Raw genomic sequence first — 25,647 nt, forward strand, 5'->3', positions numbered from 1 at the left:
CATGCGCAAAACCTTTCTCGTCACCGGCGGCGCCGGTTTCATCGGCTCCGCCGTGGTCCGTGAGCTGATCACATCCACCGATCACCGGGTGGTGGTGGTGGACAAGCTCACCTATGCGGGCAACCTGGAATCCCTGGCCCCCGTGGCCGACAGTGACCGCTATCACTTCATCCATGCCGACATCTGCGATGCCCGGGCCATGGCGGCGGCCTTTCGCGATCACGCGCCGGACATCGTCATGCACCTGGCGGCAGAGAGCCATGTGGATCGCTCCATCGACGGCCCGGCGGCCTTCATCGAGACCAACATCGTCGGTACCTATACCCTGCTGGAGGCCGCCCGCGGCTACTGGAAAGCCCTGCAGACCGACCGGCCCGACAAGGCCGACGGGTTCCGCTTCCATCACATCTCCACCGACGAGGTCTACGGCGACCTGGAAGGCCCGGACGGCTTGTTCACCGAAACCACGCCCTATGCCCCCAGTTCCCCCTACTCCGCCAGCAAGGCCGGTTCCGATCACTTGGTGAGGGCCTGGCAGCGCACCTACGGCCTGCCGACCCTGGTCACCAACTGCAGCAACAATTACGGTCCCTACCACTTCCCGGAAAAACTCATCCCGCTGATGATCCTCAATGCGCTGGCGGGCAAGCCCCTGCCGGTCTACGGCGACGGTGGTCAGATCCGCGACTGGCTGTATGTGGAGGACCACGCCCGCGCCCTGATCCTGGTGGCCTCCCAGGGGCAGCCCGGCGAGACCTACAACATCGGCGGCCATAATGAAAAGACCAACCTAGAAGTGGTGCATACCCTGTGTGACCTGCTGCAGACGGTGCAGCCCCCCGCCTTCGGGGGTCATTATCGAGACCTGATCACCTTCGTGCAGGACCGCCCCGGCCATGACCGGCGCTATGCCATCGATGCCGGCAAGATCGAGCGGGAACTGGGCTGGACACCCCGGGAGACCTTCGAATCCGGCCTGGGCAAGACGGTGCGGTGGTATCTGGACAACGCCTCCTGGTGGCAGCATGTGCTGGACGGCAGCTACCAGGGAGAACGACTGGGGACCGGCGTATGAACATCCTGATCCTGGGTGCCACCGGCCAGGTGGGTTTTGAACTGCTGCGGGCCCTGTCTCCGCTGGGATCGTTGATCGCTCCCACCCGTGCCCAACTGGACCTGTCCAGTCCGGATGCGGTGGCCGGGGCCTTGCGGGCCATCCGTCCGGAACTGATCGTCAACGCCGCTGCCTGGACGGCGGTGGACGCGGCCGAGACGCAGCGCGAGGCGGCCTTTCGCCTGAATGCCGAACTGCCGGAACAGCTGGCCTGCTTTGCCGCCATCGCCGGCATTCCGCTGATCCACTATTCCAGTGACTATGTCTATCCCGGCGACGGGGATGCACCCTGGCGGGAAGACAGTCCCACCGGGCCCCTGTCCGTGTACGGGGAAAGCAAGCTGGCGGGGGATCAGGCGGTGATGACCGGCGGGGCCGCTCATCTGATCTTCCGCACCAGTTGGGTGTACAGCGCCCGGGGCAACAATTTCATGAAGACCATGCTGCGGCTGGGCCAGGAACGGGACAGCCTGAAGGTGGTGAATGATCAGATCGGCGCGCCGACCCCGGCCCGTCTGATTGCCGAGGTCACCGCCCTGGCGGTCTACCGGCGGCGGCTGGGGCGGGGCATCGAGGGGCTGTATCATCTGGCGCCCCATGGGGAGACCAGTTGGCATGGGTTTGCCTGCGAGATCTTCCGACGGGCGGCAGAGTCGGGGATGGCATTGAAACTCACCCCGGCCCAGGTGGCGGCGATCCCCAGCAGTGATTACCCCACCCCGGCACGGCGGCCGGGCAATTCGCGGTTGTGCGTGAAGAAGCTGGAGACCGATCTGGGCATCGAGCTACCCCACTGGGAGCCGCAGTTGTTGCTGACTCTAAGGGAGCTTTGACGACTCACCCTCCCTGCGAGCTGTAGCCCTTTTCTTCCCGCCCGGTTTCCGGCGGCTCACCGGCGCCCTGCTCCGCCAGACGCCCTTCCAGGGCGCGGATCGCGGCGTCGGTGGAGGGGAACATGAACCCCTCCCCCACCTGCTCATACAGACCGGTGCGCTTCATCACCTCCACCACCTGGGGCTTGAGACCGGCAAACACCAGACTGATGTCCCGGTTGCGCAGCCGCCAAATCAGATTGCGCACCACTTCCTCCCCCGAGGCATCCAGCTCATTGATCCCGGAGGCGATGATGATCACGTAACGGGCCTTGGGGTGACGCGCCAACAGGCCCAGCATGGCGTCTTCGAAATAGGGCACGTTGGCAAAGTACAGCGAACCGTCGAAACGAATGATGCAGATGCGCTCTTCCTCACCCTTGCCGTGGATGCGGGCATCCGCCAGGGTGCCCTCCGGGGTGCGGGCCAGTTCATACACCCGGGGATGCATGGTCCGGTACAGATACAGCACCAGGGCCAGACCGGCGCCGATCAGGATGCCCTTGTCCAGGCTCGGTGCCAGGGCCAGGGTGGCGGCAAAGGTGACCAGGGCCGCCATGCCGTCATGCCAGTGGGCCGCCCAGGACTGGCGCAACCCCCGCAGGTTCAGCAGGCTGGCCACGGCCATGATGATGATCCCCGCCAGCACCGCCTGGGGCAAATGGTACAGCCAGGGGGTGAAGAACAGGATCACCAGTAGCACCAGCAGGCCGGTGAAGATGGAGGACATGCCGGTACGCGCCCCGGAGGCCAGGTTGATGGCCGAGCGTGAGAAGGAACCGCTCACCGGATAGGCCTGACTGAAACTGCCCACCACCTTGGCCAGCCCCTGGCCGATGAGTTCCTGGTTGGGGTCGATGCGCTGGCCGGTGCGGGTGGCCATGGCCTTGGCAATGGCGATGGCCTCGGTAAACCCCACCAGGGCGATGACGAAGGCAGTGCTCAGTAATGCCGTCACCATGTCCCAGCTCAGCTGTGGCAGGGCCAGGGGCGGCAGGCCGGCGGCCACCTGCCCCACCACGTGACCCCCGCCATTGAGATGGATGAGATTGTCGCGCACGGCGGTGATGCGCCAGACGGGACCTTCCGGTGCCAGCCCCGGTGGCAGCTGATCGGCCAGGTAGAACCCCGGATGCTCGCCCCCGGCCCGGCGCAGGGGCAGCCCATGGAGTTCCCGCTGCAGGTGGCTGATGGTCTCGGCCCGACGCCGGCTGTCGTAGATGAGCACATCCACCTGATGGCGATGATTCAGGGCCTCCATGGGCGGCAGTTCGTCCAGGGTCTTTTTCAGGGTGCGGATCTGGGCATCCTCGGTCCTGAGTACCGTTTTCTGGGTATCGAGTTGGATCACCAGTTCCTGCACCTGGCCGGAGCGGATGTCTTGCAGGGTGATGGACTGGGTCTTCTCAAAACCGACGGCCCAGCTGATGACCGTGGCCATGACCACCACCACCAGCACCCCGGGCACCCGGGGAAAGCGCCGGCGCAGCCCCCACATGGCGAGCATCGCCCCCAGGCCCATGGCCAGGGTGGGCAGATGGGCCTGGGGGATCTGCATCAGCATGGCCCCGATGTCCTGCAGGAACACCCCGCCGGAGATCATGGGTACGCCGAGGATCTGGTTGACCTGGGAGAGCACGATGATGATGGCGGCGGCGTTGGTGAAACCGACGATGACCGGGTGGGAGATGAAGCTTACCAGGACCCCCAGTCGCAGTAGCCCCATGCCCAACTGCAACAGTCCCACCAGCAAGGCCAGGCTGATGGCCAGAGTGATGTATTCCATGGAGTCCGGGGCTGCCAGGGGGATCAGCGCCGAGGCGGTGAGCAGGGAGACGATGGCCGCCGGACCGGTGGCCAGTTGGCGGGAAGAGCCCCACAAGGCGGCCACCATCACCGGCAGGAAGGCGGCATAGAGTCCGTAGACGGCGGGCAGTCCCGCCAGCTGGGCATAGGCCATGGACTGGGGAATGAGCACCATGGCCACGGCCAAGCCCGCCATCAGGTCAGCCCGCAGGCTGCCGAGGGTCATGGGAAACCAGGTCAGGAAAGGAAACAGGCGTTTGAGGAGGGGCGAGGGGCTGGGGGGCATGGTCCTGAGAGGGTTGGATGCTCAGTTCATGCCAAAAAGTTTAACACTTATAACTCGTCACTTCCCGATAAAGCCTTTTTGGATGTTCTGCGTCAGTGATTCCTGGATCCCCAGACATCCCCAGGCCCTCAGGCGTCATTCCGGACCCTCAGGCGTCATTCCGGACCCCAAGAGGTCATTCCGGACCCTCAGGCGTCATTCCCGCCCCCATAGAAGTCATTCCCGCGAAAGCGGGAATCCACGTCAGGGAATCCACCCTGATCCTCATTCAACAAACCATAAGCTATAACTTATACATACAATCATCATAATTGATTATCTATTATACCCATAGATCATGTAGTCTCTTTTCCATCGAGTTTCGGTACGCTTTACCCACGACCCGGCTTGACCCGGGACGTGGTTCAAAACATCAAGCCCAAAGGAGTCGATGATGGCAGTCAAGACCTACAGTGCCGGTGTGAAAGATTACCGCCAGACCTACTGGACCCCGGAATACACCCCCCGGGATACCGATATCCTCGCCTGCTTCAAGGTGACCCCGCAGCCGGGCGTGGATCGCGAGGAAGCCGCTGCCGCAGTGGCCGCCGAATCCTCCACCGGCACCTGGACCACCGTGTGGACCGATCTGCTCACCGACCTGGATCACTACAAGGGTCGCGCCTACCACATCGAGGACGTACCCGGTGACGATGAGTGCTTCTACGCCTTCATCGCCTACCCCATCGACCTGTTCGAGGAGGGCTCGGTGGTGAACGTGTTCACCTCCCTGGTGGGCAACGTGTTCGGTTTCAAAGCCGTGCGCGCCCTGCGTCTGGAAGACGTGCGCTTCCCCATCGCCTACGTGATGACCTGCGGCGGCCCGCCCCACGGTATCCAGGTGGAACGGGACATCATGAACAAGTACGGCCGGCCGCTGCTGGGCTGTACCATCAAGCCCAAACTGGGTCTGTCCGCCAAGAACTACGGCCGCGCCGTGTACGAATGTCTGCGCGGCGGCCTGGACTTCACCAAGGACGATGAAAACGTCAACTCCCAGCCGTTCATGCGCTGGCGCCAGCGCTTCGACTTCGTCATGGAGGCCATCAGCAAGGCCGAGATGGAGACCGGTGAGCGCAAGGGCCACTACCTGAACGTGACCGCCCCCACCCCGGAAGAGATGTACAAGCGGGCCGAGTACGCCAAGGAAATCGGCGCCCCCATCATCATGCACGACTACATCACCGGCGGTTTCTGCGCCAACACGGGTCTGGCCAACTGGTGCCGCGAGAACGGCATGCTGCTGCACATCCACCGCGCCATGCACGCGGTCATGGACCGGCATCCGCGCCACGGCATCCACTTCCGGGTATTGGCCAAGATCCTGCGCCTGTCCGGCGGCGACCACCTGCACACCGGCACCGTGGTGGGCAAGCTGGAAGGCGACCGCGCCGCCACCATGGGCTGGATCGACCTGCTGCGTGAATCCTATATCAAGGAAGACCGTTCCCGCGGCATCTTCTTCGATCAGGACTGGGGCTCCATGCCCGGCGTCTTCGCGGTGGCCTCCGGCGGCATCCACGTCTGGCACATGCCGGCCCTGGTCACCATCTTCGGCGACGACTCGGTGCTGCAGTTCGGTGGCGGCACCCTGGGCCATCCCTGGGGCAACGCCGCCGGCGCCTCCGCCAACCGGGTAGCCCTGGAGGCCTGCGTGCAGGCCCGCAACGAAGGACGTGAACTGGAGAAGGAAGGCAAGGACATCCTCACCGCCGCCGCCCAGCATAGCCCCGAACTCAAGATCGCCATGGAAACCTGGAAAGAGATCAAGTTCGAGTTCGATACCGTGGACAAGCTGGACGTGCAGCACCGCTGAGCGGCCTTGCCGGGGGCGGCCGTCGAGCCGCCCCGCCCCCCAGACACTGAACAGAGGATAAGACCATGTCCGAGATCCAGAGCTTCAATCAGTCCGAAAAGTACGAGACCTTCTCCTACCTGCCGCAGATGACCGCCGACCAGGTGCGCAAGCAGGTGGAATACATGATCAGCAAGGGCTGGAACCCGGCCATCGAACACAGCGAACCGGAAAATGCCTTCGGCTCCTTCTGGTACATGTGGAAGCTGCCCATGTTCGGCGAGCAGTCGGTGGATACGGTGCTGGCCGAAGTGGAGGCCTGCAAGAATGAGCATCCCGATCACCTGGTGCGCGTGATCGGCTATGACAACTTTGCCCAGTGCCAGGGAACGTCCTTCGTCGTCCATCGCGGCGAGTAGGCTTTCTCCTCACCCCAACCCCTCTCCCCCCAAGGGGAGAGGGGCCTTGGTTCTCCGGGAGTGACTCATGCACGACACCATCCGCGATTATCAGATCAAGGAAGAACCCTACTACCGCGCCGTCAGCGATGAGGTGGCCTTGTACGAGGCCGCCTATGCCGTGCGCATGCCCATGATGCTCAAGGGTCCCACCGGCTGCGGCAAGACCCGCTTCGTGGAATACATGGCCTGGAAGCTGGGCAAGCCCCTGATCACCGTGGCCTGCAACGAGGATATGACCGCCTCGGATCTGGTGGGCCGCTACCTGCTGGATGCCGACGGCACCCGCTGGCAGGACGGCCCCCTCACCCTGGCCGCCCGGCACGGCGCCATCTGCTACTTGGACGAAGTGGTGGAGGCCCGTCAGGATACGGTGGTAGTGATCCATCCCCTCACCGACAACCGCCGGGTGCTGCCGCTGGAAAAGAAGGGCGAACTGGTGCGCGCCCATCCCGACTTCCAGCTGGTCATCTCCTACAACCCCGGCTACCAGAGCCTGATGAAGGATCTCAAGCAGTCCACCAAGCAGCGCTTCGGCGCCCTGGATTTCGAGTATCCGGAAGCGGATCTGGAGGCAGAGATCGTCGCTCACGAGACCGGTGTCTCCACCCAAGTGGCAAAGAAGCTGGTGAGCGTGGCGGAACGGGCCAGGAATCTGAAGGGCCATGGCCTGGATGAAGGCATCTCCACCCGCATGCTGGTCCATGCCGGCTCCCTGATCGCCCGCGACGTGGAGCCCCTGGCCGCCTGCCGCATGGCTCTGGTGCGTCCCCTTACCGACGATCCGGACATGCGCGACGCCCTGGACGCGGCGGTCACCACCTTTTTCTGATGCCCTGACGCGGGAAGAGGAGCAGGCCCATGAGCGTCCATCTGGAAGACTACCCCGAACTGCTGGAAGACCTGGGCGGCCATGCCGTCGAGGTGCTGGAATCGGCCTGGCAGGAAGCGGTGCGCAGCTTCAGCTCCGCGGGCCTGAAAAACTACTACATGGAAGGCGCCCGCGCCCTCCATGCCCTGGGCAAGGGCACCGAACCCGTGGCGGCCTTCGTCCAGGAAAGCCCCGTGGTGGCCCGGGAACTGGGGGAAGACGCAGTGATGGACCTGATCGAGGCCGTCATCAAGCTCTCGTCCAAGACCAGCGGTGCGGTCATCAGCCTGGTGATCGCCACCAGCCCGGTGGCCTCCCGGCGGCTGGCGGACCCCACCCTGTTCAAGGGCTATCTGCGCCTGCTGGACAATCTGGTGGCCCAAGTACCCCGGGGCGTACGGCCCATGCTGGAGCACCTGGACCCGCTGCTCACCCACCTCACCCTGGGCGGCTTGCGCCGCTGGGCCCTGTGGGGGGCCAAGGTCCATGGCCGGGATTTCAAGGCCCAGACCGCCTATTTCGGGCTGGAAACACCCGAATCCCGCTCGGTGTTCCAGAACGAACGGCGCGGCACCTTGTTCGTGGATGTGCAACGACGGATCAACATGTACCTGCGCGCCCTCTGGGCCAGGGACTTCTTCCTGCGCCCTACCAGCGGTGACTTCGAGTCCCGCGAGGGTGTGCGTCCCTTCATCGACGGCTTCACCCTCTACGTACCCGATGCCTATGACGACGCGTTCGGCATCAGCGGCCTGCAAATCTATCGGGCCACGGCCGCCCATGCGGCGGCCCACCTGGTCCACAGCCGCACCCGCATGCCGGCGGATAATCCCGGGGGCCTCACCGGCATGCTGGTGGGCTTGTTCGAGGATGCCCGGGTAGAGACCCTGGCCCTGGCCGTCTTCCCCGGCCTGCGCCAGCTCTGGGTGCCCATGCATGTGAGTGGCCCGGATGACGGTGACGGGACCACCGCCCTGCTAGGCCGCGCCGCCCGCGCCCTGCTGGACCCCGACTACGCGGACCCGCACCCCTTCGTGCAACTGGCACGGGTGCAGTTCGACGCCGCCGCCACAGACCTGACCCGTCACGGTCTGGCCTGGGATCTGGCCCATCGGCTGGCCCCGGCCTTCCCTACCGACGAGCCTTTCAGCAGCCGCCATCATCACATTCCGGTGCTGTACCGGGATGACAACCGCTATATCTGGGCCCTGGGCGAGCAGGAGGATGTGGACCTGATCCGCCTCCGGGAGCAACCCCAGGTGCGGCGCAATGTCACCCTCATGGAGATGGTCAACGGCCTGGACGTGCCCTTTGCCGGGGATGATGCCCAGGAGATCTGGACCCTGAGCACGGAATTCTTCTGCGACGAGGAGGAGACCAGCCTCAACGAGCAGGAGGGCAAGCCGCCGGTATCACCCCCGTTCCATTACCCGGAATGGGATTACCAGATGCAACTGGAGCGTCCCCACTGGTGCACTCTGCTGGAACGCCGTCCCCGGGCCGGAGATCCGGCCGAGATCGACGCAGTGGCGCAGCGGCACAAACCGCTGATCAGCCGCATGAAATACCTGATCGAAGCCATGCAGCCCCAGGGGGTGCAGCGGTATCGGCGCCAGCCGGACGGGGATGAGCTGGATCTGAACGCGGCGGTGGAGTCCCTGGTGGATCTGCGCATGGGGCGGCAGCCGGACACCCGGGTGCATATCCGCACCGAGCGCAAGGTGAGGGACCTGTCGGTACTGGTGCTGATCGACCTGTCCGAATCCACCAACGACAAGGTGCGCGGCACCGACAACACGGTACTGGATCTGGCCCGGGAGGCCACGGCACTGCTGGCGGGGGCCTTGTCGAAGATCGGCGACCCCTTCGCCATTCACGGCTTTGATTCCGACGGCCGGCACGACGTGGAGTATTACCGGTTCAAGGATTTTGACGCCCCTTACGACGACACCGTGAAGGCCCGTCTGGCGGGGATGACCGGTCAGATGTCCACCCGTATGGGCACCGCGATCCGCCATGCCGGGGAGCATCTGCGGCGTCAGCCTTCACGCCGCAAGCTGTTGCTGATCGTGACGGACGGGGAACCGGCGGATACGGACGTGCGGGATCCCCAGTACCTGCGTCAGGATGCCAAACATGCGGTGGAGGAAGTGGCCAAACATGGGGTGTACAGTTTCTGCATGAGCCTGGACCCCCATGCGGATGACTATGTGGAGCGGATCTTCGGGGCGCGGCGCTACATGGTGGTGGATCATGTGGCGCGGCTGCCGGAGACGTTGCCGATGCTCTATGCCGGACTGACCCGATAAGGATTATACTTCGGGCATGACTCCCGAAAGCTTCGCCCTTCCCGCCTACTTCGATCTGGGCGCCGTCTTTGTCTTTGCCCTCTCCGGCGTGGTGGTCGCCATGCGCAAGGGCTACGACCTGATCGGCATGTTCTTTCTCGCCCTGGTCACCGGGGCGGGCGGCGGATTGCTGCGGGACGGGTTGTTCCTGCAACAGGGGCTGCCGGTGCTGCTCACCGACCCGGGCTACCTGGCCGCCATCGGCGCCGCCACCCTGATCGGACTGGTGTTCGGCGAACGGGCCTGGTACACCCGTCGCGGGGTGGCCATCATCGACGCCGCCGGGATCGGCGGCTTTGCCGTGGTAGGCATCGAACGCTCCCTGGAGGCCGGGTTGGGACTGCCCGCCGCCCTACTGGTGGGGGTGCTCAACGGCGTCGGCGGCAGCCTGATCCGGGACGTGATCGCCGGTGATCCGCCCCTGATCCTCAAGCCCGGTCAGTTCTATGCCCTGGCGGTCCTGGTGGGCGGCACCGCTTACCTGGCGATGACCCAGTGGCTGTCGGTGCCGGTGGTGGCGGCGGCCTGGGTGACGATCCTGATCACCTTTGCCCTGCGCATGGCGTCCATCGAATTCAACTGGAGTACCCGGGCGGTGCACCGGGAGGGCCTGGTACGGTACCTGAAGCGGCGCCGACCCTAATCCTTTCCGTCCCGCCGACTTGCCTCGTTGCGCCGGCGCAGATCCAGCAACTTCTCCCGTATCCGGATCTCCAGGCCTCGCTCCACCGGCTGGTAATAACGGGGTTCCCCCATGCCGTCCGGAAAATAGCACTCTCCCGCAGCAAAACCATCCACCTCGTCATGGGCGTACCGGTAGCCCTTGCCATAATCCAGCGACTTCATCAGCCGGGTGGGTGCGTTGCGCAGATGCAGGGGCACTTCCAAGGTGCCCCGCTGCCGAACATCCGCCATGGCGGCCCCGAAGGCCGTATAGACCGCGTTGCTCTTGGCGGCGCAGGCCAGATAGATCACCGCCTGAGCCAGCGTCAGTTCCCCTTCCGGACTGCCCAGGCGCTCGTACACGTCCCAGGCCTCCAGGGCCAGGGTCAGCGCCCGGGGATCGGCGTTACCGATATCCTCACTGGCCATGCGCACGATGCGCCGGGCCAGGTAGACGACGTCGCAACCACCGTCAATCATGCGGCAGAACCAGTACAGCGCCGCGTCCGGATCACTGCCCCGTACCGATTTATGCAGGGCGGAGATCTGGTCGTAGAACAGCTCCCCACCCTTGTCGAAACGACGCAGGCCCTGACTGGTCACCTCCTCCAGGGTCTCCTCCGTAATCACCGGCCCCGCCTCCCCTTCCCGGGCCAGGTCGGCCGCGATCTCCAGCAGATTCAGGGCACGCCGCGCATCGCCGTCGGCCAGTTCCGCCAGCAGGTCGCGCAGGGCTGGGGCCATGGTCAGGTGCCGCCGGCCCAGGCCATGGGTCTCGTCGCCCAGGGCCCGGTCGATGATGGCGCGGATGTCCGCCGCTTCCAGTCCCTTGAGCACGTAGGTACGCACCCGGGACAGCAGGGCGTTATTGAGTTCAAAGGAGGGGTTTTCCGTGGTGGCACCGATGAAGGCGATGGTGCCGTCTTCCACGTGGGGCAGGAAGGCATCCTGCTGAGACTTGTTGAAGCGATGGACCTCGTCCACGAACAACAGCGTAGCCCGTCCCTCGACCCGGCGGGTCTCCCGGGCCTGGTCCACGGCGGCGCGGATGTCCTTGACCCCGGAAAGTACGGCGGACAGGGTGATGAATCTCGCGCCGCAATAGTTGGCGATGAGCCGGGCCAGGGTGGTCTTGCCGGTGCCGGGCGGCCCCCAGAAGACCATGGAATGCAGTCGGTCCTCCTCGATGGCCCGGCGCAGGGGCTTGCCCGGGGCCAGCAGGTGCTGCTGGCCCATGTACTCCTCCAGCCGCCGGGGACGCATGCGATCCGCCAGGGGACGGTCGGGTTCCGGAGTGGAAAAGAGATCCGTCATGGATGCCGGACAGTCGCGGTGCTCAGTTCCTCATCACATCCACTCCGGCCGGCGGCTCGAAGCGGAAACGGGCATCGGGGATGCGGGTGTTGAGCTGCATGTCTTCAAAGCGGATGCGGGTCTGCTGGCCGAACTGGTCATAGAGCACCATCATTCGCACGGTGCGTTCGTCCAGGCCGATGAGGATGCGCTGAAAATCGGTGTCGCCGGAATGGGGGGTCAGGGACAGCCAGCTCAGGCCCTGGTGACTGCCCTCGGAGGCCACCTCGAAGTCCTCCTCCAGCGCCCGGGGCTCGGACAGCAGCATGATGGGCGTACGCCCCAGCACGGCACCCATCTCCTGTACCGTGGCCTGGGCCAGGTCTTCGTCGTAGGTCCACAGGTACTGGCCGTCGGCCACGATCTGCTGGTTGTAGGGGGTCTGGTAGTCCCAGCGGAACTGGCCGGGACGCTTGAGATAGACCTTGCCCTGGGCATGCTGCAGGACCTCGTCCCGCTCGTTGATGACCATCTGTTCGAACACCGCCTCGAAACTGGTCATCTCCTGGAAGAAATGATCCAGTCGGGCACGGGCATCGTCCGCCAGCACCGGCGACAGGCTCAGGCAGGCAGTCAGCATCAGGGCAAACAGGGCTCGCATGGGTCTTGGCATCTCGTCTTCAGTCCTGGGGTGCCGGTGCCAGCACTTCCCGGTTGCCGTTGGATTGCAGCGCGCTCACCACGCCGGCGGCCTCCATGTCTTCGATCATCCGGGCGGCCCGGTTGTAACCGATCTTGAGGCGGCGCTGTACATAGGAAATGGATGCCTTGCGGGATTCCAGCACGATGGCCACCGCCTGGTCGTACAGGGGGTCGCTGTCCTCGCCGGAGTCCACGGGCTCCAGTCCTGGTACGACCGCGGCGCCGGATTCCGGTTCCTCCAGCACATCGTCCAGATAGTCCGGCTCCCCCTGGGCCTTGAGGAAGTCCACCACGTGATGGACCTCGTGGTCCGCCACGAAGGCGCCGTGCAGGCGCACCGGATGACCGCTGCCCGGAGGCAGGTAGAGCATGTCGCCGTGTCCCAGCAACTGCTCCGCCCCCATCTGATCCAGAATGGTGCGCGAATCCACCCGAGAGGAGACCTGGAAGGCGATGCGGGTAGGGATATTGGCCTTGATCAGGCCGGTGATTACATCCACCGAAGGCCGCTGGGTGGCCAGGATCAGGTGGATCCCCGCCGCCCGCGCCTTCTGGGCCAGGCGGGCGATGAGTTCCTCCACCTTCTTGCCCACCACCATCATCATGTCGGCAAATTCGTCCACCACGATGACGATGAAGGGCAACGGCTTGAGTTCCGGCGGCGCCGCCGTCGGGTCGAAGGCGGTCTGCGGGTTGTAGAAGGGGTCCGGGATGGGCTCGCCCGCGGCGGCGGCGTCCTTGATCTTGCGGTTGAAGCCGGCCAGGTTGCGCACGCCCATCTGCGACATGAGCTTGTAGCGGCGCTCCATCTCCGCCACCCCCCAGCGCAGGGCGTTGGAGGCGTCCTTCATGTCGGTGACCACGGGGGCCAGCAGATGGGGGATGCCCTCGTAGACCGACAACTCCAGCATTTTCGGATCGATGAGGATCAACCGCACCTCGTCCGGCCGGGCCTTGAACAGCAGCGAGAGCAGCATGGCGTTGATGCCCACGGACTTGCCCGAGCCGGTGGTGCCGGCCACCAGCAGGTGGGGCATTTTGGCCAGATCGGCCACCACTGCGTGGCCGCTGATGTCCTTGCCCAGGGCCAGGGTGAGGGCGGAACCGGCCTTTTCGAACACCGGCGCCCGGAAGATCTCCGACAGGCTCACCAGTTCCCGTTTCTGGTTGGGTATTTCCAGACCCACGGTGGACTTGCCCGGAATGACCTCCACGATGCGGACACTGATCACCGACAGTGCCCGGGCCAGGTCCTTGGACAGCCCCGAGATCCGGCTCACCTTCAGGCCCGGCGCCGGCTGCAGTTCAAAACGGGTGATCACCGGCCCTGGATGGACCTCGACCACGTCCACCTGGACCCCGAAGTCGCGCAACTTTTCCTCCACCTGCCGGGACATGTGATGCAGGTCTTCCTCGGTATACCCCCCTTCATGCGGCTTGGGGACGTCCAGCAGGTCCAGGGTCGGAAAGGCATCCGGGGGGATCTCGCCGGCGGCAAACAGGGAAGACTGTCGCTTGGGCGCGGAGGGCTTGGGCGGGGTGGTCGGCGTGGGCAACACCGCTTCCAGGACCGGTTCCACCCGGGCCTTGATCTTCGGCGCGGGTTTTTCCGCCTCGCGGGGCTGCAAGGGTTCCTGCAGAGGGGCGATCCGGGGTTCCACCTTGGGCTGGGACCGGGGGCGGGGTTCCTCCTCCCTTGGCGTTGCTGCTCGGACGGCGTTCTCCCTCGCCTCCCGTTCCTTGCGGGCCTGCCGCCCGACATGACGTTCCCGGGCCAGGGCGATCTGTTCCAGGGTCCAGTTCACGCCCTGGAGGGTGTAACGTCCCAGTCGGTCCATCAGGGACAGCCAGGACAACCCCGTGAGCAGGGTCACCCCGGTCAGGAACAGGGCCAGCAGGAACAGGGTGACGCCCAACAGGTGAAAGATCGGCACCAGCCCCTCGCCGATCACCTCGCCCAGGATGCCGCCGGCATTCATGGGCAATGCGCCAGGAAGAAAGTGCAGGGTCGCCAGACCGCAGCCGGCCGTCAGGGTGATGACAAACCCCAGCCAGCGCACCCCCAGGGCATGCAGATCCAGCTCACCGGTATCCTTGCGGCCGCGAAAGACCAGCCAGCCGCTGTAGGCCACCACCACCGGCGCCAGGTAGGCCAGGTAGCCGAAGAGATGGAAGAACACATCGGCAAACCAAGCGCCTGCCCTGCCCCCCAGGTTGGTAACCTTCATGCCGGTCCCGGTTTGGGACCAGCCGGGGTCGGTGGGGCTGTAACTGGCCAGGGCGATGAACAGGTAGGCGGCCGCCGCCGTCAGCACCAGCAGGGTACCCTCGCGCAGGGCACGGCGCAGATGGGCGCTGATGGGTCGCGGTGCGGAAGTAGGCTTGCGGGCGGGCTTGTCCGCCGTTTTCTTGGATTTTGCTCTGGCCAATGGTCAGGTCGTGTCAGGGGGCTTGAGTGCGAGATTCAGGGTAAGCGATCAAGTTTAACCCTTTGAAGGGTTTCAAGTCCCTTTTTTGGGACTTCGCGCGGTATTCTACATCTTGCCGAGGACTTGGCGCCGACGGGGCTTCAAAGTAGATTAGGCGGCTCGGATTTTGACCGCACCATCATTACCCCCAGATTGCCCCCAGGAGAAACGATCACCATGACTGCCCCCAGACACTGCCGCCTGCTCATTCTCGGTTCCGGCCCTGCCGGATATACCGCTGCAGTGTACGCTGCCCGTGCCAACCTCAAGCCGGTCATGATCACCGGTCTGCAACAGGGCGGTCAGCTCACCACCACCACGGAAGTGGACAACTGGCCCGGGGACGATCAGGGGGTACAGGGCCCGGAGCTCATGCAGCGCATGCAGCGCCACGCGGAACGCTTCAATACCGAGATCATCTTCGATCACATCCATACCGCCGACCTGAAACAGCGCCCCTTCACCCTCACCGGGGATACCGGCATCTATACCTGCGATGCCCTCATCATCGCCACCGGGGCCTCGGCCATGTACTTGGGATTGCCCTCCGAGGAGGCCTTCAAGGGCCGGGGGGTCTCCGCCTGCGCCACCTGTGACGGTTTCTTCTATCGCGGCCAAAGAGTGGCGGTAATCGGCGGCGGCAACACCGCCGTGGAAGAGGCCCTGTACCTGTCCAACATCGCCGAGCATGTCACCCTGGTCCACCGCCGGGACAAGCTGCGGGCGGAGAAGATCATGCAGGATCAGCTGTTCGAGAAGGAGCGCCAGGGGAAGGTGAGCATCGAGTGGAACCATGTACTGGATGAGGTCCTGGGCGACAACATGGGGGTGACCGGCATGCGGATCAAGGGTGTGCCGTCCGGGCAGACCCGAGACCTGGAGCTGCAGGGGGTTTTCATCGCCATCGGCCACCAACCCAATACCGATCTTTTCCAGGGACAGCTGGAGATGAACAATGGATACATTCGGGTGAAAAGCGGGCTGGATGGTAATGCCACGGCCACCAGCGTGCCAGGGGTCTTTGCCGCCGGGGACGTGATGGATCATGTCTATCGTCAGGCGGTAACCTCGGCCGGTTCCGGCTGCATGGCGGCCCTGGATGCGGAGCGTTTTCTGGAAAGCTGAGGCTTTTCGCGGACAGGCAGTCCCACATTGTGCTCGGAGTCTTCATCATGGATAACCCGGGATTGCTGGAATGCCGCATCAGCGATGACCTGTCCGCCCTGCCCGCTTCACAGTGGGATGCCCTGGGCGGGCGGGATGAGCCCTTTCTCAGCCATGCCTTCCTCTGTGCCCTGGAACGCCATGACTGCCTGGGTAGCCGGTTCGGCTGGTATCCCCGGCATGTCACCCTGCGCCAACCGGGCGGTGAGTTGGTCGCCGCCCTACCCCTCTACATCAAGACCAACAACTACGGCGAGTTCGTCTTCGACTGGGCCTGGGAACAGGCCTGGCAGCGTTCGGGACTGAACTACTACCCCAAGCTGGTCTGCTCGATCCCCTATACCCCGGCCACCGGCCCCCGCCTGCTGGTCCACCCCGACCATGACCGGGAGGCGTTGCAACAGGTGCTGATCCAGCAGGCCATCGAGCTGACCCACGCCGGCGAGTTGTCCGGACTGCATGTGCTGTTCCCGGAACACAGTGACAGCCGGGCACTGCAGGCGGCCGGCCTCACCCTGCGCATGGGCTGCCAGTACCACTGGCATAATGAGAATTACCGGGATTTCGACGATTTTATTGAACGTTTCAGTGCCAAGAAGCGCAAAAACGTCCGGCGTGAACGGCGGCGCGTACAGGAACAGGGGCTGGATATCCGGGTGCTGCACGGTGATCAGGTGAGTGAAGACTTGTGGGCCGTGTTTCATCGCTTTTACGTGAGCACCTTCGAACGCAAGATGGGGATTCCCACCCTGAGTCCGGGCTTTTTCCGGGAAACCGGCCGTACCCTGGGACGACAAGTGGTCATGTTCCTGGCGGAGGAAGACGGCGAGCCGGTGGCGGCGGCCCTGTGCTACCGGGGCAAGGACACCCTCTACGGCCGCTACTGGGGCTGCATTCGGGATTACGACGCCCTGCATTTTGAAGCCTGTTACTACCAGGGCATCGACTACTGCATACAACAGGGTCTGGCGAGGTTTGAGCCCGGTGCCCAGGGAGAACACAAGATCAGTCGGGGGTTTCTGCCCACCCGGACCTGGTCGGGGCACTGGATTGCCCATCCGGGACTCAGAGGCGCGGTCGCTGCATTCTGTCAACGGGAGCAGGCGGCCATGGCGATTCAATGCGAGCAGCTGATGCGTCTGTCGCCGTTCCGGGTGGAAGCAGACTCCGGCTCGGGTTAGGCTGTGCTTCGGACACCCAAAGGGATCACTGGACCATGTCTGGCAACAATGATATGCATTCCCTCACCTGGCTGCACCCCGGACAGAGCGATGAATCCTTTCCGCCGGTGGACCGCGCCCTGCGTGAACCCAATGGCCTGCTGGCGGCCGGCGGCGACCTGAGCCTGCCCAGGCTGCTCAATGCCTATCGTCATGGCATCTTTCCCTGGTACGAGGCGGGTCAGCCCATTCTCTGGTGGTCACCGGATCCCCGTACCATCCTCTACCCTTCCCAGGTGAAGGTGAGCCGCAGCCTGGGCAAGATCCTGCGCCGGCAACGTTTCCGGGTGACATTCGACCAGGCCTTCACGGAAGTCATCAAGGGATGTGCGGGACCCCGGCACGGGGTCCACGGCACCTGGATCACTTACGGGATGCAGCAGGCCTTCATCCAGCTACACCATAACGGACATGCCCATTCGGTGGAGATCTGGGAAGACGACGCGCTGGTGGGGGGGCTCTATGGGGTAAGCATGGGGCGGGTATTCTTTGGTGAGTCCATGTTCAGCCGGGTGCCGGATGCCTCCAAGGTGGCTCTGGTGGCCCTGTGCCGTCACCTGGACCATTGGGGGTATCCGCTACTGGACTGCCAGACCCCTTCGGAACATCTGACTCGCATGGGGGCCGTGTCCATGTCGCGGCAACGCTTTGTCACCAGACTGCAACAGCTGTGTTCCGTGCCCAGTCGCCCCGGACCCTGGGCGGTGGAGTTGGCGTTGGGGGGATGAGGGAGCGGCCGTTCCAACCGCTCCTGCGGCACCTACTCCTGCCGCTCCGGTTCCGAAAGGGTAATGTTGACTTCCAGAATCTCGCAGTTCCCCTGATTTTCCAGACTCATCTGCACGGCTTCATCCCCGACCTGCACATACTTGCGGATGACTTCCAGCAGTTCCCGGTGCAGGGCCGGCAGATAGTCGGGGCCGGAGCGGTGGCTCCGCTCCCGTGCCACGATCACCTGTAGACGCTCCTTGGCCACCTTGGCACTGCCCTGTCGAGGTGAACGGAAATAATCGAAAATGCCTTTCATGGCCACTAACCCCTGAACAGGCGTCCGAAGAGCCCCTTCTTCTGCGTGGAAAGAAAACGGTGCGGGCGGTCTTCACCCAGAAAACGGGCCACCGCATCACGGTAGGCCTGTCCGGCGTCGGATTCTTCGTCCAGGATCACGGGCATGCCCGCATTGGACGCATTGAGCACCGACTGGGACTCGGGGACCACACCCAGCATGTCGATGGACAGGATCTCGGTGACATCCTCCATGCTGAGCATCTCACCCCTTTCCACCCGCTCGGGTGCATAGCGGGTCAGCAGCAGCCTCGCCGGCAGACCGCCCTCGCCCCGCTCCGCCTTGCGGGTCTTGCTGGACAGGATACCCAGCATGCGATCCGAATCGCGCACGCTGGAAACCTCCGGATTGGTTACCACAATGGCCTCATCGGCAAAATAAGCGGCCATCAGGGCGCCCCGCTCGATGCCGGCCGGGCTGTCACAGACGATATATTCAAATTCCTGACTCAGTTCATCCAGCACCTTCTCCACCCCCGCCTCGGTCAAGGCGTCCTTGTCGCGGGTCTGGGAGGCGGGCAGGATGAACAGGTTGTCCGTACGCTTGTCCTTGATCAGCGCCTGGCGCAGGTTGGCATCCCCATTGATCACATTGACAAAGTCATAGACCACCCGCCGCTCACAACCCATGATGAGGTCCAGGTTGCGCAGACCCACGTCAAAGTCGATGACGGCGGTCTTGCGGCCCTCCAGGGCCAGGCCGGTGGCCAGGGCCGCGGACGTGGTGGTCTTACCGACGCCACCCTTGCCTGAGGTAATTACTACAATGCGTGCCATATAGCCTGCATCTCCTTGAAGATTTTGCGCTAGATTTCCGAAATATCGATGGTCTCACCGGCCAGGGTCACCAGCCTGTTGTCACCCCGTTCGGCATCAAGGATATCCTCCGCGATCCGATAATGTCCGGCAATGGATACCAGTTCTGCATCCAGACGCCGACAAAAAATCTTTGCCCCCACCAGGCCGCGCACCCCGGCCAGGGCCTTGCCCCGCAGGGTGCCGTAAACGTGGATATGCCCGTCGGCCAGCAGTTCGGCCCCCGCCGAGACCGTCCCCAGAACGATCAGATCTCCGCCCCGGGCATAGACCTGCTGGCCGGATCGTACCGGCTGATTCACCACCAGCGAGGCCGTATGCAGCGCCTGTATCGGTGCTGAGTCCTTGTGTGCGACGGGGGGGGACTCATTCGCAGCCTCGGCTTGGGGAGGCTGCGTCGTGCGCAGCGGGAGCTCGCCACCCTTGCTGCCCAGGACGATCAGCGGCAGGGCCGTCCTTGCCGCGATGGACTGAGCCGCCGCCCCCTGCTGCAAGCCGATGAGCTTGAACCCGCGCCGACGCACGATCTCGATCACCTGTGTCAGGGCCTCCTCCGAGATATCCGTCAGGTGCTCCACATCCATCAGCAGCGGCATGTCTCGCATCAGCTCAGGGGCCTCACGCATGCGCGCATCCAGCGCCTCGTTCAGTCGATGCGTATCCGCATCATGCAGGCGAAGAATGGATACCAGGATCATGCGCCCCTTGAGCTCAATGGGCTGGATGGGACTGGGATGAGCATTCATAGGAGTCATTCCGCGAGGGCGGGCCAAAGGGCCTACCGATTCTGAAGACGTGGGTTTGGGATTTAACGCGCCATTGTACCGGTTCGGAAGATTCGACGCGCCGACAACATGTTAATATACTTATAATCCATCCAATAAAGCATCGACCCGAGTCGAGCACACCGGCCTGCCGGCTTAAGCGGATGAGCACTGCGGCCGGCCACCAGCAGGAATGGAGATGAAGCACAGATGAGCAACCAAGACGACAAGCATGCAAAAGATGCGGTTGAGCGCGCCCTGAAACAATCCGGCCTCTCACGCCGGGATTTCCTCAAACTCTCCGGCGGCAGCGCCCTGCTGGCGGGGGCTGCCGTGGGCACCGGCGGCATGATGTATCCGGCTGCCGCCCGGGCCGTCCCCACCAATGCCCGCATCGTCATCGTCGGTGCCGGTGCGGCCGGCCTCTCCTGCGCCACCCGGCTGGCCCGGGAGCTGGATGGGGCGGACATCACCCTGATCGATCGCCGTCAGGATCACTATTATCAGCCCGGACTGACCCTGGTGGGTACCGGCGTATGGCAGACGGAGAAGCTCCTGGATCGGAACCGGCGCTACGTTCCTTCCAGCGTCAACTGGATTCACGACATGATCGCCGAGTATGACCCGGACAATAACCGGGTGGTGACCGAGACCGGCCGTGCCGTCGATTATGACTTCCTCATGGTGGCCACCGGTCTGCAGGTGAACTACACCGCCATTGACGGCATGTCGGAGAATCTGATCGGTCACCGGGGCGTGGGCTGCGTCTATGACAAGCCGGAACTGGCCGAGCGCACCTGGCAACTCATTGATCAGTTCGTGAATGAAGGCGGCGTCGGCCTGTTCACCCGCCCGCGCGGCGACATGAAATGCGCCGGCGCCCCACTCAAGGTCACCATGCTCGCAGAAAGCCGGATGAAGGAACGGGGCACCCGGGATCGCGCCGAGATGCACTATCTGCCCCCCGGTACCGGCCTGTTCTCCCAGCCCCACACCGACGACTTCCTGCGCAAGAACTTCCCCGAGCGGGGTATCCACATCCACTGGGATCACCCCTTGAGGGCCATCGATCCCGAGCGCAAGACCGCCACCTTTGCCACCCCTCTGGGCGATGAAACCCTGGATTATGATTTCATCCATGTGGTGCCGCCCATGAGTGCCCCCGATTCCCTGCGCAACAGTGATCTGGCGGCCCGCGAGGTCCCCTTCACCGGCTGGCTGGAGGTGGACCGTTTCACCTTGCAGCACAAGCGCTATCCCAACGTCTTCGGCGCCGGAGACATCAACGGCGTCCCCATCGGCAAGACCGCGGCCAGCGTCAAGGCCCAGGTGCCGGTGGCGGTGGACAACATGATCCGGACCATCCAGGGCGGTCAGCTCAATCCGGGTTACGACGGCTATACCTCCTGCCCCCTGATCACCGAACTGGGTCAGGCCATCCTGGTGGAATTCGACTACGATCTGAACATGAAGCCTTCCTTCCCCTTCATCAGCCCCTACCAGGAACACTGGGTGCCCTGGGTCATGAAGGACCGTCTGTTGCTGGCCGCTTATCGAGCCATGCTCCGGGGCCGTATCTGAGACGCCCGGTACGACTTTCCGCGGATGAATACATATTTACACCTGAGCACATATTCGGAGGGGAACACAGGGCAAGCCCCCTTCCGTCACTCCCGCGAACGCGGGAGTCCAGAATTTTCAGTCCGTGACTGGATTCCCGCCTACGCGGGAATGACGGCAGGACGATCTGCAACGGGGGCATGACATCCCTGGATTCCCGCCTGCGCGGGAATGACGGCAGGACGATCTGCAACGAGGGCACGGCATCCCTGGATTCCCGCCTGCGCGGGAATGACCGCAGGACGATCTGCAACGAGGGCACGGCATCCCTGGATTCCCGCCTGCGCGGGAATGACCGCAGGACGATCTGCAACAAGGGCACGGCATCCCTGGATTCCCGCCTGCGCGGGAATGACGGCAGGACGATCTGCAACGGGGGCATGACATCCCTGGATTCCCGCTCATGCGGGGATGACTTTTTCAGAACTTTTTATAGAGGAATCGACAATGGCATTTTCAATCCTGGGGTTACTGGCCGTGGTGCTGGAGTTCTTTCGCGGCTGGCTGTGGTTTATCGGGCTGTTCCTGCTGCTGGACTTTGCACTGACCTTCTATTTCCTCAAGCGCTCCACGGGCTGCAAGACCTGCTGGATCCTACCGGCCTATGTGACCGTCGGCTTCGGAGTCTTCATCTTCATACTCTCCATGATCACCCTGCCGACCATCACCAAATCCAGCTGGGCGGCCCTGGCCGGCATTGACTATCTGGCCCTGATCGGTGCCAGCATCGGCTTTGGTGCCCTGTTTGCGATCCTGGCCTTCCCCTTCATGCTGAACCTGCTGGGGATTCGTTCCAGACCCAGACCCGTCAGCCAGGCGACGCGCACCGAGACGCCGCCTCAGCCCCAGGCTGCCATGGCGGAAAAGGCTGCGGACTGAAACCTGGATATCTCGCCTCGGTCGGGTTACGCTTCGGCATCCCGACCGAGACCGAGAGCCGTCCGCTGACGATGAAGATCTCACACCACGACATCAGCCTTCGCACCCAAGCCCCCATCCAGATCATTGATGTCACCCGGCAGGTGAAAGACCTGTTTGCAGACAGCGGCATCCGCAACGGCATCTGCACCTTGATCTCCCGTCATACCACGGCCTGTGTAAACCTCAACGAGCAGGAACCCATGCTGCAGCGGGACATGCTCACCCATCTCAAGCGCCTGGTGCCCCGTGACGGCGACTATCTTCACAACGAAAACCCCGTGGACGGCAGGGACAACGCCCATTCCCACCTCATGGGACTGTTCATGAACGCCTCCGAGACCATCCCCATCGTGGACGGCGCCCTGGTGTTGGGTACCTGGCAATCCATCTTCTTCATCGAACTGGACGGCCCTCGCCCCGAGCGCCATCTGACCGTACATTTCATGGGAACCGACTAAAGCCGATGCAGCCCGCCGACATTGAAGGTTTCTTCGCCGATCCCGCCAATCTGGATCTGGATCGTTACCTGATCCTGGACTACGAACTGGAATGCGTGGGCGACCCGCGCCCGGCCGTGGCCCACCTGTGCAGCGAGCAGTCCACCGCCCAGTGGAAGCGCGTGGACGTGGACGAGGACTTGCGTCCCCGGTTCGCGGCCAAGGTGATCGAGATGGAGGTACTGGAAGAGCGGGAGGCCCTGAGCTACCCGGTCACCCATGCCGGCGAAGGGCGCATCTTTGCCTGCCGGGTACGCATCGCCCATCCCCACGAGAACTTCGGCCCCCGCATCCCCAACCTGCTGTCGGCGGTCTGCGGCGAAGGCCCGTTCTTCACCCCGGGCATCCCGCTGATCAAGTTGATGGACATCCACTTCCCGGAGGTCTTCCTCAGGGCCTTCCAGGGTCCGAAGTTCGGAGTGCAGGGGCTGCGTGAGCTGCTCAACGCCCATGACCGGCCCATCTTCCTGGGCGTGATCAAACCCAACATCGGACTGCCGCCGGCGGCGTTCTCGGCCATTGCCAGCGAAGCCTGGCTGGGCGGCCTGGACATTGCCAAGGACGACGAGATGCTGGCCGATCCGGACTGGTCCCCCCTGGATGAGCGCTGCCGCCATTTGGGCGAAGCCCGGCGCCGGGCCGAGCAGGAAACCGGCACCCCGAAGATGTACATGGCCAATATCACCGACGAGGTGGATCGCCTCATCGAACTCCATGACATCGCCGTGGCGCGCGGGGCCAATGCCCTGCTGGTGAATGCGATGCCGGTGGGCCTGTCCGCGGTGCGCATGCTGCGCAAGCACACCCAAGTGCCCCTGTTCGGGCATTTCCCCTTCATCGCCGCCTTCAGCCGTCTGCCCCACTACGGCATCCATTCCCGGGTGATCACCCGACTGCAGCGGCTGGCAGGATATGACTCGGTGATCATGCCGGGCTTCGGGCCGCGGATGATGACCAGCGACGAGGAAGTCATGGCCAATGTCCGCGCCTGTCTGGAGGACATGGGACCCATCAAGCCCTGCCTGCCGGTACCCGGCGGCAGCGATTCAGCCGCCACCTTGCAACGGGTGTACGAGAAGGTGGGCAGCGTGGACTTCGGCTTCGTGCCGGGACGCGGGGTATTCGGCCATACCATGGGACCCCGCGGCGGTGCCGCCAGCATCCGGCAGGCCTGGGATGCCCTGGCCCGGGGGATGCCCGTGCCGGAGCAGGCCCGGCAACACCCGGAGCTGGCGGCGGCACTCAAGCAGTTTCAGTGAATCCGGTCCCAGAACTGCATCGCCAGCAACTCCAGGTGCTGTGACAGGTCCGCCAGTTCCCCCGCGGCCTGTTCGATCTTGAGGATGGCATCGGCGCTTTCTTCGGCGCTGTGACGGATGTTCGTGACGCTGCGGTTAATGTCCTCGCTCACGGTACTTTGCTGATTCACCGCCGTGGCGATCTGGATGCTCATCTCGGTGATGGCCCCCACGCTGCGGGTAATGGCTTCCAGGGATTCGGCGGCCTCTTCGGCCTGGATCACGCAGCGCTCAGCCTGCTCCCGGCTCTGCCCCATGGCCTGTACGGATGACTCGGCGCCGGCCTGCAATTTCTCGATCGTGTCATGGATCTCCTGGGTGGACTTCTGCGTCCGTGAGGCCAGACTGCGGACTTCATCGGCCACCACGGCAAAACCCCGCCCGTCTTCTCCGGCCCGAGCTGCCTCGATGGCCGCATTCAGGGCCAGCAGGTTGGTCTGTTCGGCGATGCCCTGGATCACCTCCACCACCGTGCTGATCTCATTGCTGCGCGCCTGCAGTTCAAGAATTACCTGGGTTGCCCGGTCCACCTCACGGGAAAGATGACCGATGGCGGCACCGGTTTCCACCACCAATCGGCGCCCGGAGGCGGCGCCTTGATCGGCGTGTTCGGCGGATTCCGCGGTATGGCGCGCACTGGCAGCCACCTCCTGCACACTGGCGGACATCTGGTTCACAGCGGTGGCCACCTGTTCCGTCTCGGCCTGCTGCGCCATGATCCCTTTCCGGGACTTCTCCACACTGGTCACCATCTCCCGGGTCTGTTCGGACAAACGCTTAGCGGCTTCCGCCACACGCCCCACCGCCGCCCCCGTCTCGGCCGACAGCATGCGCAGTGCAAAGTCGATCTCACCGTATTCATCCGTGCGGCCGGTGTAGACAAACTGGCAGAGCGGATTGTGGACCACGGCACGGGCACGCTGCTGCAGACGGGCCAGGGGCGTAAAGGTGACCCAGGCCCATCCCCCGGCCAGCACGCCGAATCCGGCCAGCGGTGCCAGTACCTGCATGCCCGACCCACCCAGGGAAAGCCCCAGCCCCCCTCCCACCACCGCAGCGGCGGCAATCAGCGCCGGCAGACGTACCCGCACCCCGGGCAACGGCCACCTGAGTGCCGGGGGCAGACTGCCGGCCATGACCTGGGCATAGACCGCTTCCGCCCGTTCCACCAGGTCTCTGCCGGGCTTGGTGCGAACGGACTGGTATTCCACTACCCGGCCATCCTTGAGGATCGGGGTGACATAGGCGTTGACCCAGTAGTGATCACCATTTTTGCAGCGATTCTTGACCAGCCCCATCCAGCTTTTGCCGGCCTTGAGTGAATCCCACAGATTCTGAAACGCCGCCGGCGGCATGTCGGGATGGCGCAGGATATTGTGGTTCTTGTTCAGCAGTTCGGCTTCGGTGTACCCACTGATCTCAACGAAGTCCGCGTTGACGTCCGTGATGATCCCCTTGAGATCGGTGGTCGAAAGGATATTGACCTGACTGGAAAAGGTCTTCTCCCTTCCTGTAACCGGTAGATTCTTCTTCATGGAAGCGCTCGGTGATGTAATGGAGGTCGGCT

General features: G+C 63.9%; 22 protein-coding genes. 14 read left to right on the forward strand and 8 right to left on the reverse strand.

The window, feature by feature from the left end; all coding sequences use genetic code 11:
* Position 1: 1 nt before the first annotated feature.
* A complete protein-coding gene (rfbB, locus tag LQ956_RS10460; protein WP_238629961.1) occupies positions 2-1,075 on the forward strand; it encodes a dTDP-glucose 4,6-dehydratase in 1,074 nt (357 codons plus the stop codon).
* Complete coding sequence (gene rfbD, locus LQ956_RS10465) at positions 1,072-1,947, forward strand: dTDP-4-dehydrorhamnose reductase (protein WP_238629960.1); 876 nt, start codon at positions 1,072-1,074, stop codon at positions 1,945-1,947. Before rfbB ends, rfbD begins: the two co-directional genes overlap by 4 nt.
* Before the next feature lie 4 nt (positions 1,948-1,951).
* Here the strand turns inward: rfbD and LQ956_RS10470 are convergent, their stop codons facing one another.
* Positions 1,952-4,078, reverse strand: coding sequence for a SulP family inorganic anion transporter (locus tag LQ956_RS10470; RefSeq protein ID WP_238629959.1), 2,127 nt, complete (start codon positions 4,076-4,078; stop codon positions 1,952-1,954).
* A 433-nt stretch (positions 4,079-4,511) separates the two neighbouring features.
* Here LQ956_RS10470 and LQ956_RS10475 point away from each other — a divergent pair, with 433 nt between their 5' ends.
* The 5 genes from LQ956_RS10475 to LQ956_RS10495 all read left to right on the forward strand — a co-directional run bounded on the left by LQ956_RS10475 (position 4,512) and on the right by LQ956_RS10495 (position 10,232).
* A complete protein-coding gene (locus LQ956_RS10475; protein ID WP_238623261.1) occupies positions 4,512-5,933 on the forward strand; it encodes a form I ribulose bisphosphate carboxylase large subunit in 1,422 nt (473 codons plus the stop codon).
* 65 nt (positions 5,934-5,998) lie between these two features.
* On the forward strand, positions 5,999-6,331 hold the full coding sequence (locus LQ956_RS10480) for a ribulose bisphosphate carboxylase small subunit (protein WP_238623262.1): 333 nt from the start codon (positions 5,999-6,001) through the stop codon (positions 6,329-6,331).
* Between the two features lie 67 nt (positions 6,332-6,398).
* Positions 6,399-7,202 (forward strand): CbbQ/NirQ/NorQ/GpvN family protein, encoded by an 804-nt coding sequence (locus LQ956_RS10485; RefSeq protein ID WP_238629958.1) that lies wholly within the window; start codon positions 6,399-6,401, stop codon positions 7,200-7,202.
* A 29-nt stretch (positions 7,203-7,231) separates the two neighbouring features.
* Complete coding sequence (locus LQ956_RS10490; RefSeq protein WP_238623264.1) at positions 7,232-9,550, forward strand: nitric oxide reductase activation protein NorD; 2,319 nt, start codon at positions 7,232-7,234, stop codon at positions 9,548-9,550.
* 16 nt (positions 9,551-9,566) lie between these two features.
* The gene (locus LQ956_RS10495; RefSeq protein ID WP_238629957.1) at positions 9,567-10,232 is read left to right on the forward strand and encodes a trimeric intracellular cation channel family protein; all 666 of its coding nucleotides are present in this window, start codon (positions 9,567-9,569) and stop codon (positions 10,230-10,232) included.
* Here the strand turns inward: LQ956_RS10495 and LQ956_RS10500 are convergent.
* From LQ956_RS10500 to LQ956_RS10510, 3 genes are read right to left on the reverse strand one after another with little or no spacing between them, the layout of a single operon-like run.
* Positions 10,229-11,566: a replication-associated recombination protein A gene (locus LQ956_RS10500; RefSeq protein WP_238629956.1), complete on the reverse strand. Its 1,338-nt coding sequence runs from the start codon at positions 11,564-11,566 to the stop codon at positions 10,229-10,231. The two genes, LQ956_RS10495 and LQ956_RS10500, sit on opposite strands and share 4 nt — an antisense overlap.
* Before the next feature lie 22 nt (positions 11,567-11,588).
* On the reverse strand, positions 11,589-12,218 hold the full coding sequence (gene lolA / locus LQ956_RS10505) for an outer membrane lipoprotein periplasmic chaperone LolA (RefSeq protein WP_238622331.1): 630 nt from the start codon (positions 12,216-12,218) through the stop codon (positions 11,589-11,591).
* A 7-nt stretch (positions 12,219-12,225) separates the two neighbouring features.
* Complete coding sequence (locus LQ956_RS10510; RefSeq protein ID WP_238629955.1) at positions 12,226-14,676, reverse strand: DNA translocase FtsK; 2,451 nt, start codon at positions 14,674-14,676, stop codon at positions 12,226-12,228.
* Positions 14,677-14,892: 216 nt separating this feature from the next.
* Here LQ956_RS10510 and trxB point away from each other — a divergent pair, with 216 nt between their 5' ends.
* Genes trxB through aat form a run of 3 tightly spaced genes read left to right on the forward strand, consistent with a single transcriptional unit; the run spans position 14,893 to position 17,827 of the window.
* Positions 14,893-15,840, forward strand: coding sequence for a thioredoxin-disulfide reductase (gene trxB, locus LQ956_RS10515; protein ID WP_238622329.1), 948 nt, complete (start codon positions 14,893-14,895; stop codon positions 15,838-15,840).
* A 47-nt stretch (positions 15,841-15,887) separates the two neighbouring features.
* The gene (locus tag LQ956_RS10520; protein WP_238629954.1) at positions 15,888-17,060 is read left to right on the forward strand and encodes a GNAT family N-acetyltransferase; all 1,173 of its coding nucleotides are present in this window, start codon (positions 15,888-15,890) and stop codon (positions 17,058-17,060) included.
* Between the two features lie 35 nt (positions 17,061-17,095).
* Positions 17,096-17,827 carry a leucyl/phenylalanyl-tRNA--protein transferase gene (gene aat, locus LQ956_RS10525; protein ID WP_238629953.1) on the forward strand — a complete coding sequence of 244 codons (732 nt, stop codon included), beginning with the start codon at positions 17,096-17,098 and terminating at the stop codon, positions 17,825-17,827.
* A 32-nt stretch (positions 17,828-17,859) separates the two neighbouring features.
* Here aat and minE read toward each other — a convergent pair whose 3' ends face one another.
* Genes minE through minC form a run of 3 tightly spaced genes read right to left on the reverse strand, consistent with a single transcriptional unit; the run spans position 17,860 to position 19,726 of the window.
* A complete protein-coding gene (minE, locus tag LQ956_RS10530) occupies positions 17,860-18,126 on the reverse strand; it encodes a cell division topological specificity factor MinE (protein ID WP_238622326.1) in 267 nt (88 codons plus the stop codon).
* Between the two features lie 5 nt (positions 18,127-18,131).
* Positions 18,132-18,941 carry a septum site-determining protein MinD gene (gene minD / locus LQ956_RS10535; RefSeq protein WP_238622325.1) on the reverse strand — a complete coding sequence of 270 codons (810 nt, stop codon included), beginning with the start codon at positions 18,939-18,941 and terminating at the stop codon, positions 18,132-18,134.
* A gap of 29 nt (positions 18,942-18,970) precedes the next feature.
* Positions 18,971-19,726: a septum site-determining protein MinC gene (minC, locus tag LQ956_RS10540; RefSeq protein ID WP_238629952.1), complete on the reverse strand. Its 756-nt coding sequence runs from the start codon at positions 19,724-19,726 to the stop codon at positions 18,971-18,973.
* A 228-nt stretch (positions 19,727-19,954) separates the two neighbouring features.
* Here minC and LQ956_RS10545 point away from each other — a divergent pair, with 228 nt between their 5' ends.
* From LQ956_RS10545 to LQ956_RS10560, 4 genes are all read left to right on the forward strand, one after another.
* Entirely contained in the window at positions 19,955-21,325 is a 1,371-nt protein-coding gene (locus LQ956_RS10545) for an NAD(P)/FAD-dependent oxidoreductase (RefSeq protein ID WP_238629951.1), read from the forward strand.
* A gap of 486 nt (positions 21,326-21,811) precedes the next feature.
* Complete coding sequence (locus tag LQ956_RS10550; RefSeq protein ID WP_238622322.1) at positions 21,812-22,243, forward strand: hypothetical protein; 432 nt, start codon at positions 21,812-21,814, stop codon at positions 22,241-22,243.
* 71 nt (positions 22,244-22,314) lie between these two features.
* Positions 22,315-22,743 carry a secondary thiamine-phosphate synthase enzyme YjbQ gene (locus LQ956_RS10555; protein ID WP_238622321.1) on the forward strand — a complete coding sequence of 143 codons (429 nt, stop codon included), beginning with the start codon at positions 22,315-22,317 and terminating at the stop codon, positions 22,741-22,743.
* Positions 22,744-22,748: 5 nt separating this feature from the next.
* A complete protein-coding gene (locus LQ956_RS10560; RefSeq protein ID WP_238622320.1) occupies positions 22,749-24,041 on the forward strand; it encodes a RuBisCO large subunit C-terminal-like domain-containing protein in 1,293 nt (430 codons plus the stop codon).
* On the opposite strand, the gene LQ956_RS10565 is transcribed toward LQ956_RS10560, so the two are convergent.
* Positions 24,035-25,615: a methyl-accepting chemotaxis protein gene (locus LQ956_RS10565; RefSeq protein WP_238622319.1), complete on the reverse strand. Its 1,581-nt coding sequence runs from the start codon at positions 25,613-25,615 to the stop codon at positions 24,035-24,037. The two genes, LQ956_RS10560 and LQ956_RS10565, sit on opposite strands and share 7 nt — an antisense overlap.
* Positions 25,616-25,647 lie beyond the last annotated feature (32 nt).

This window comes from Ectothiorhodospira lacustris, assembly GCF_022227845.1.
GTDB classification, from domain to species: Bacteria; Pseudomonadota; Gammaproteobacteria; order Ectothiorhodospirales; family Ectothiorhodospiraceae; genus Ectothiorhodospira; species Ectothiorhodospira lacustris.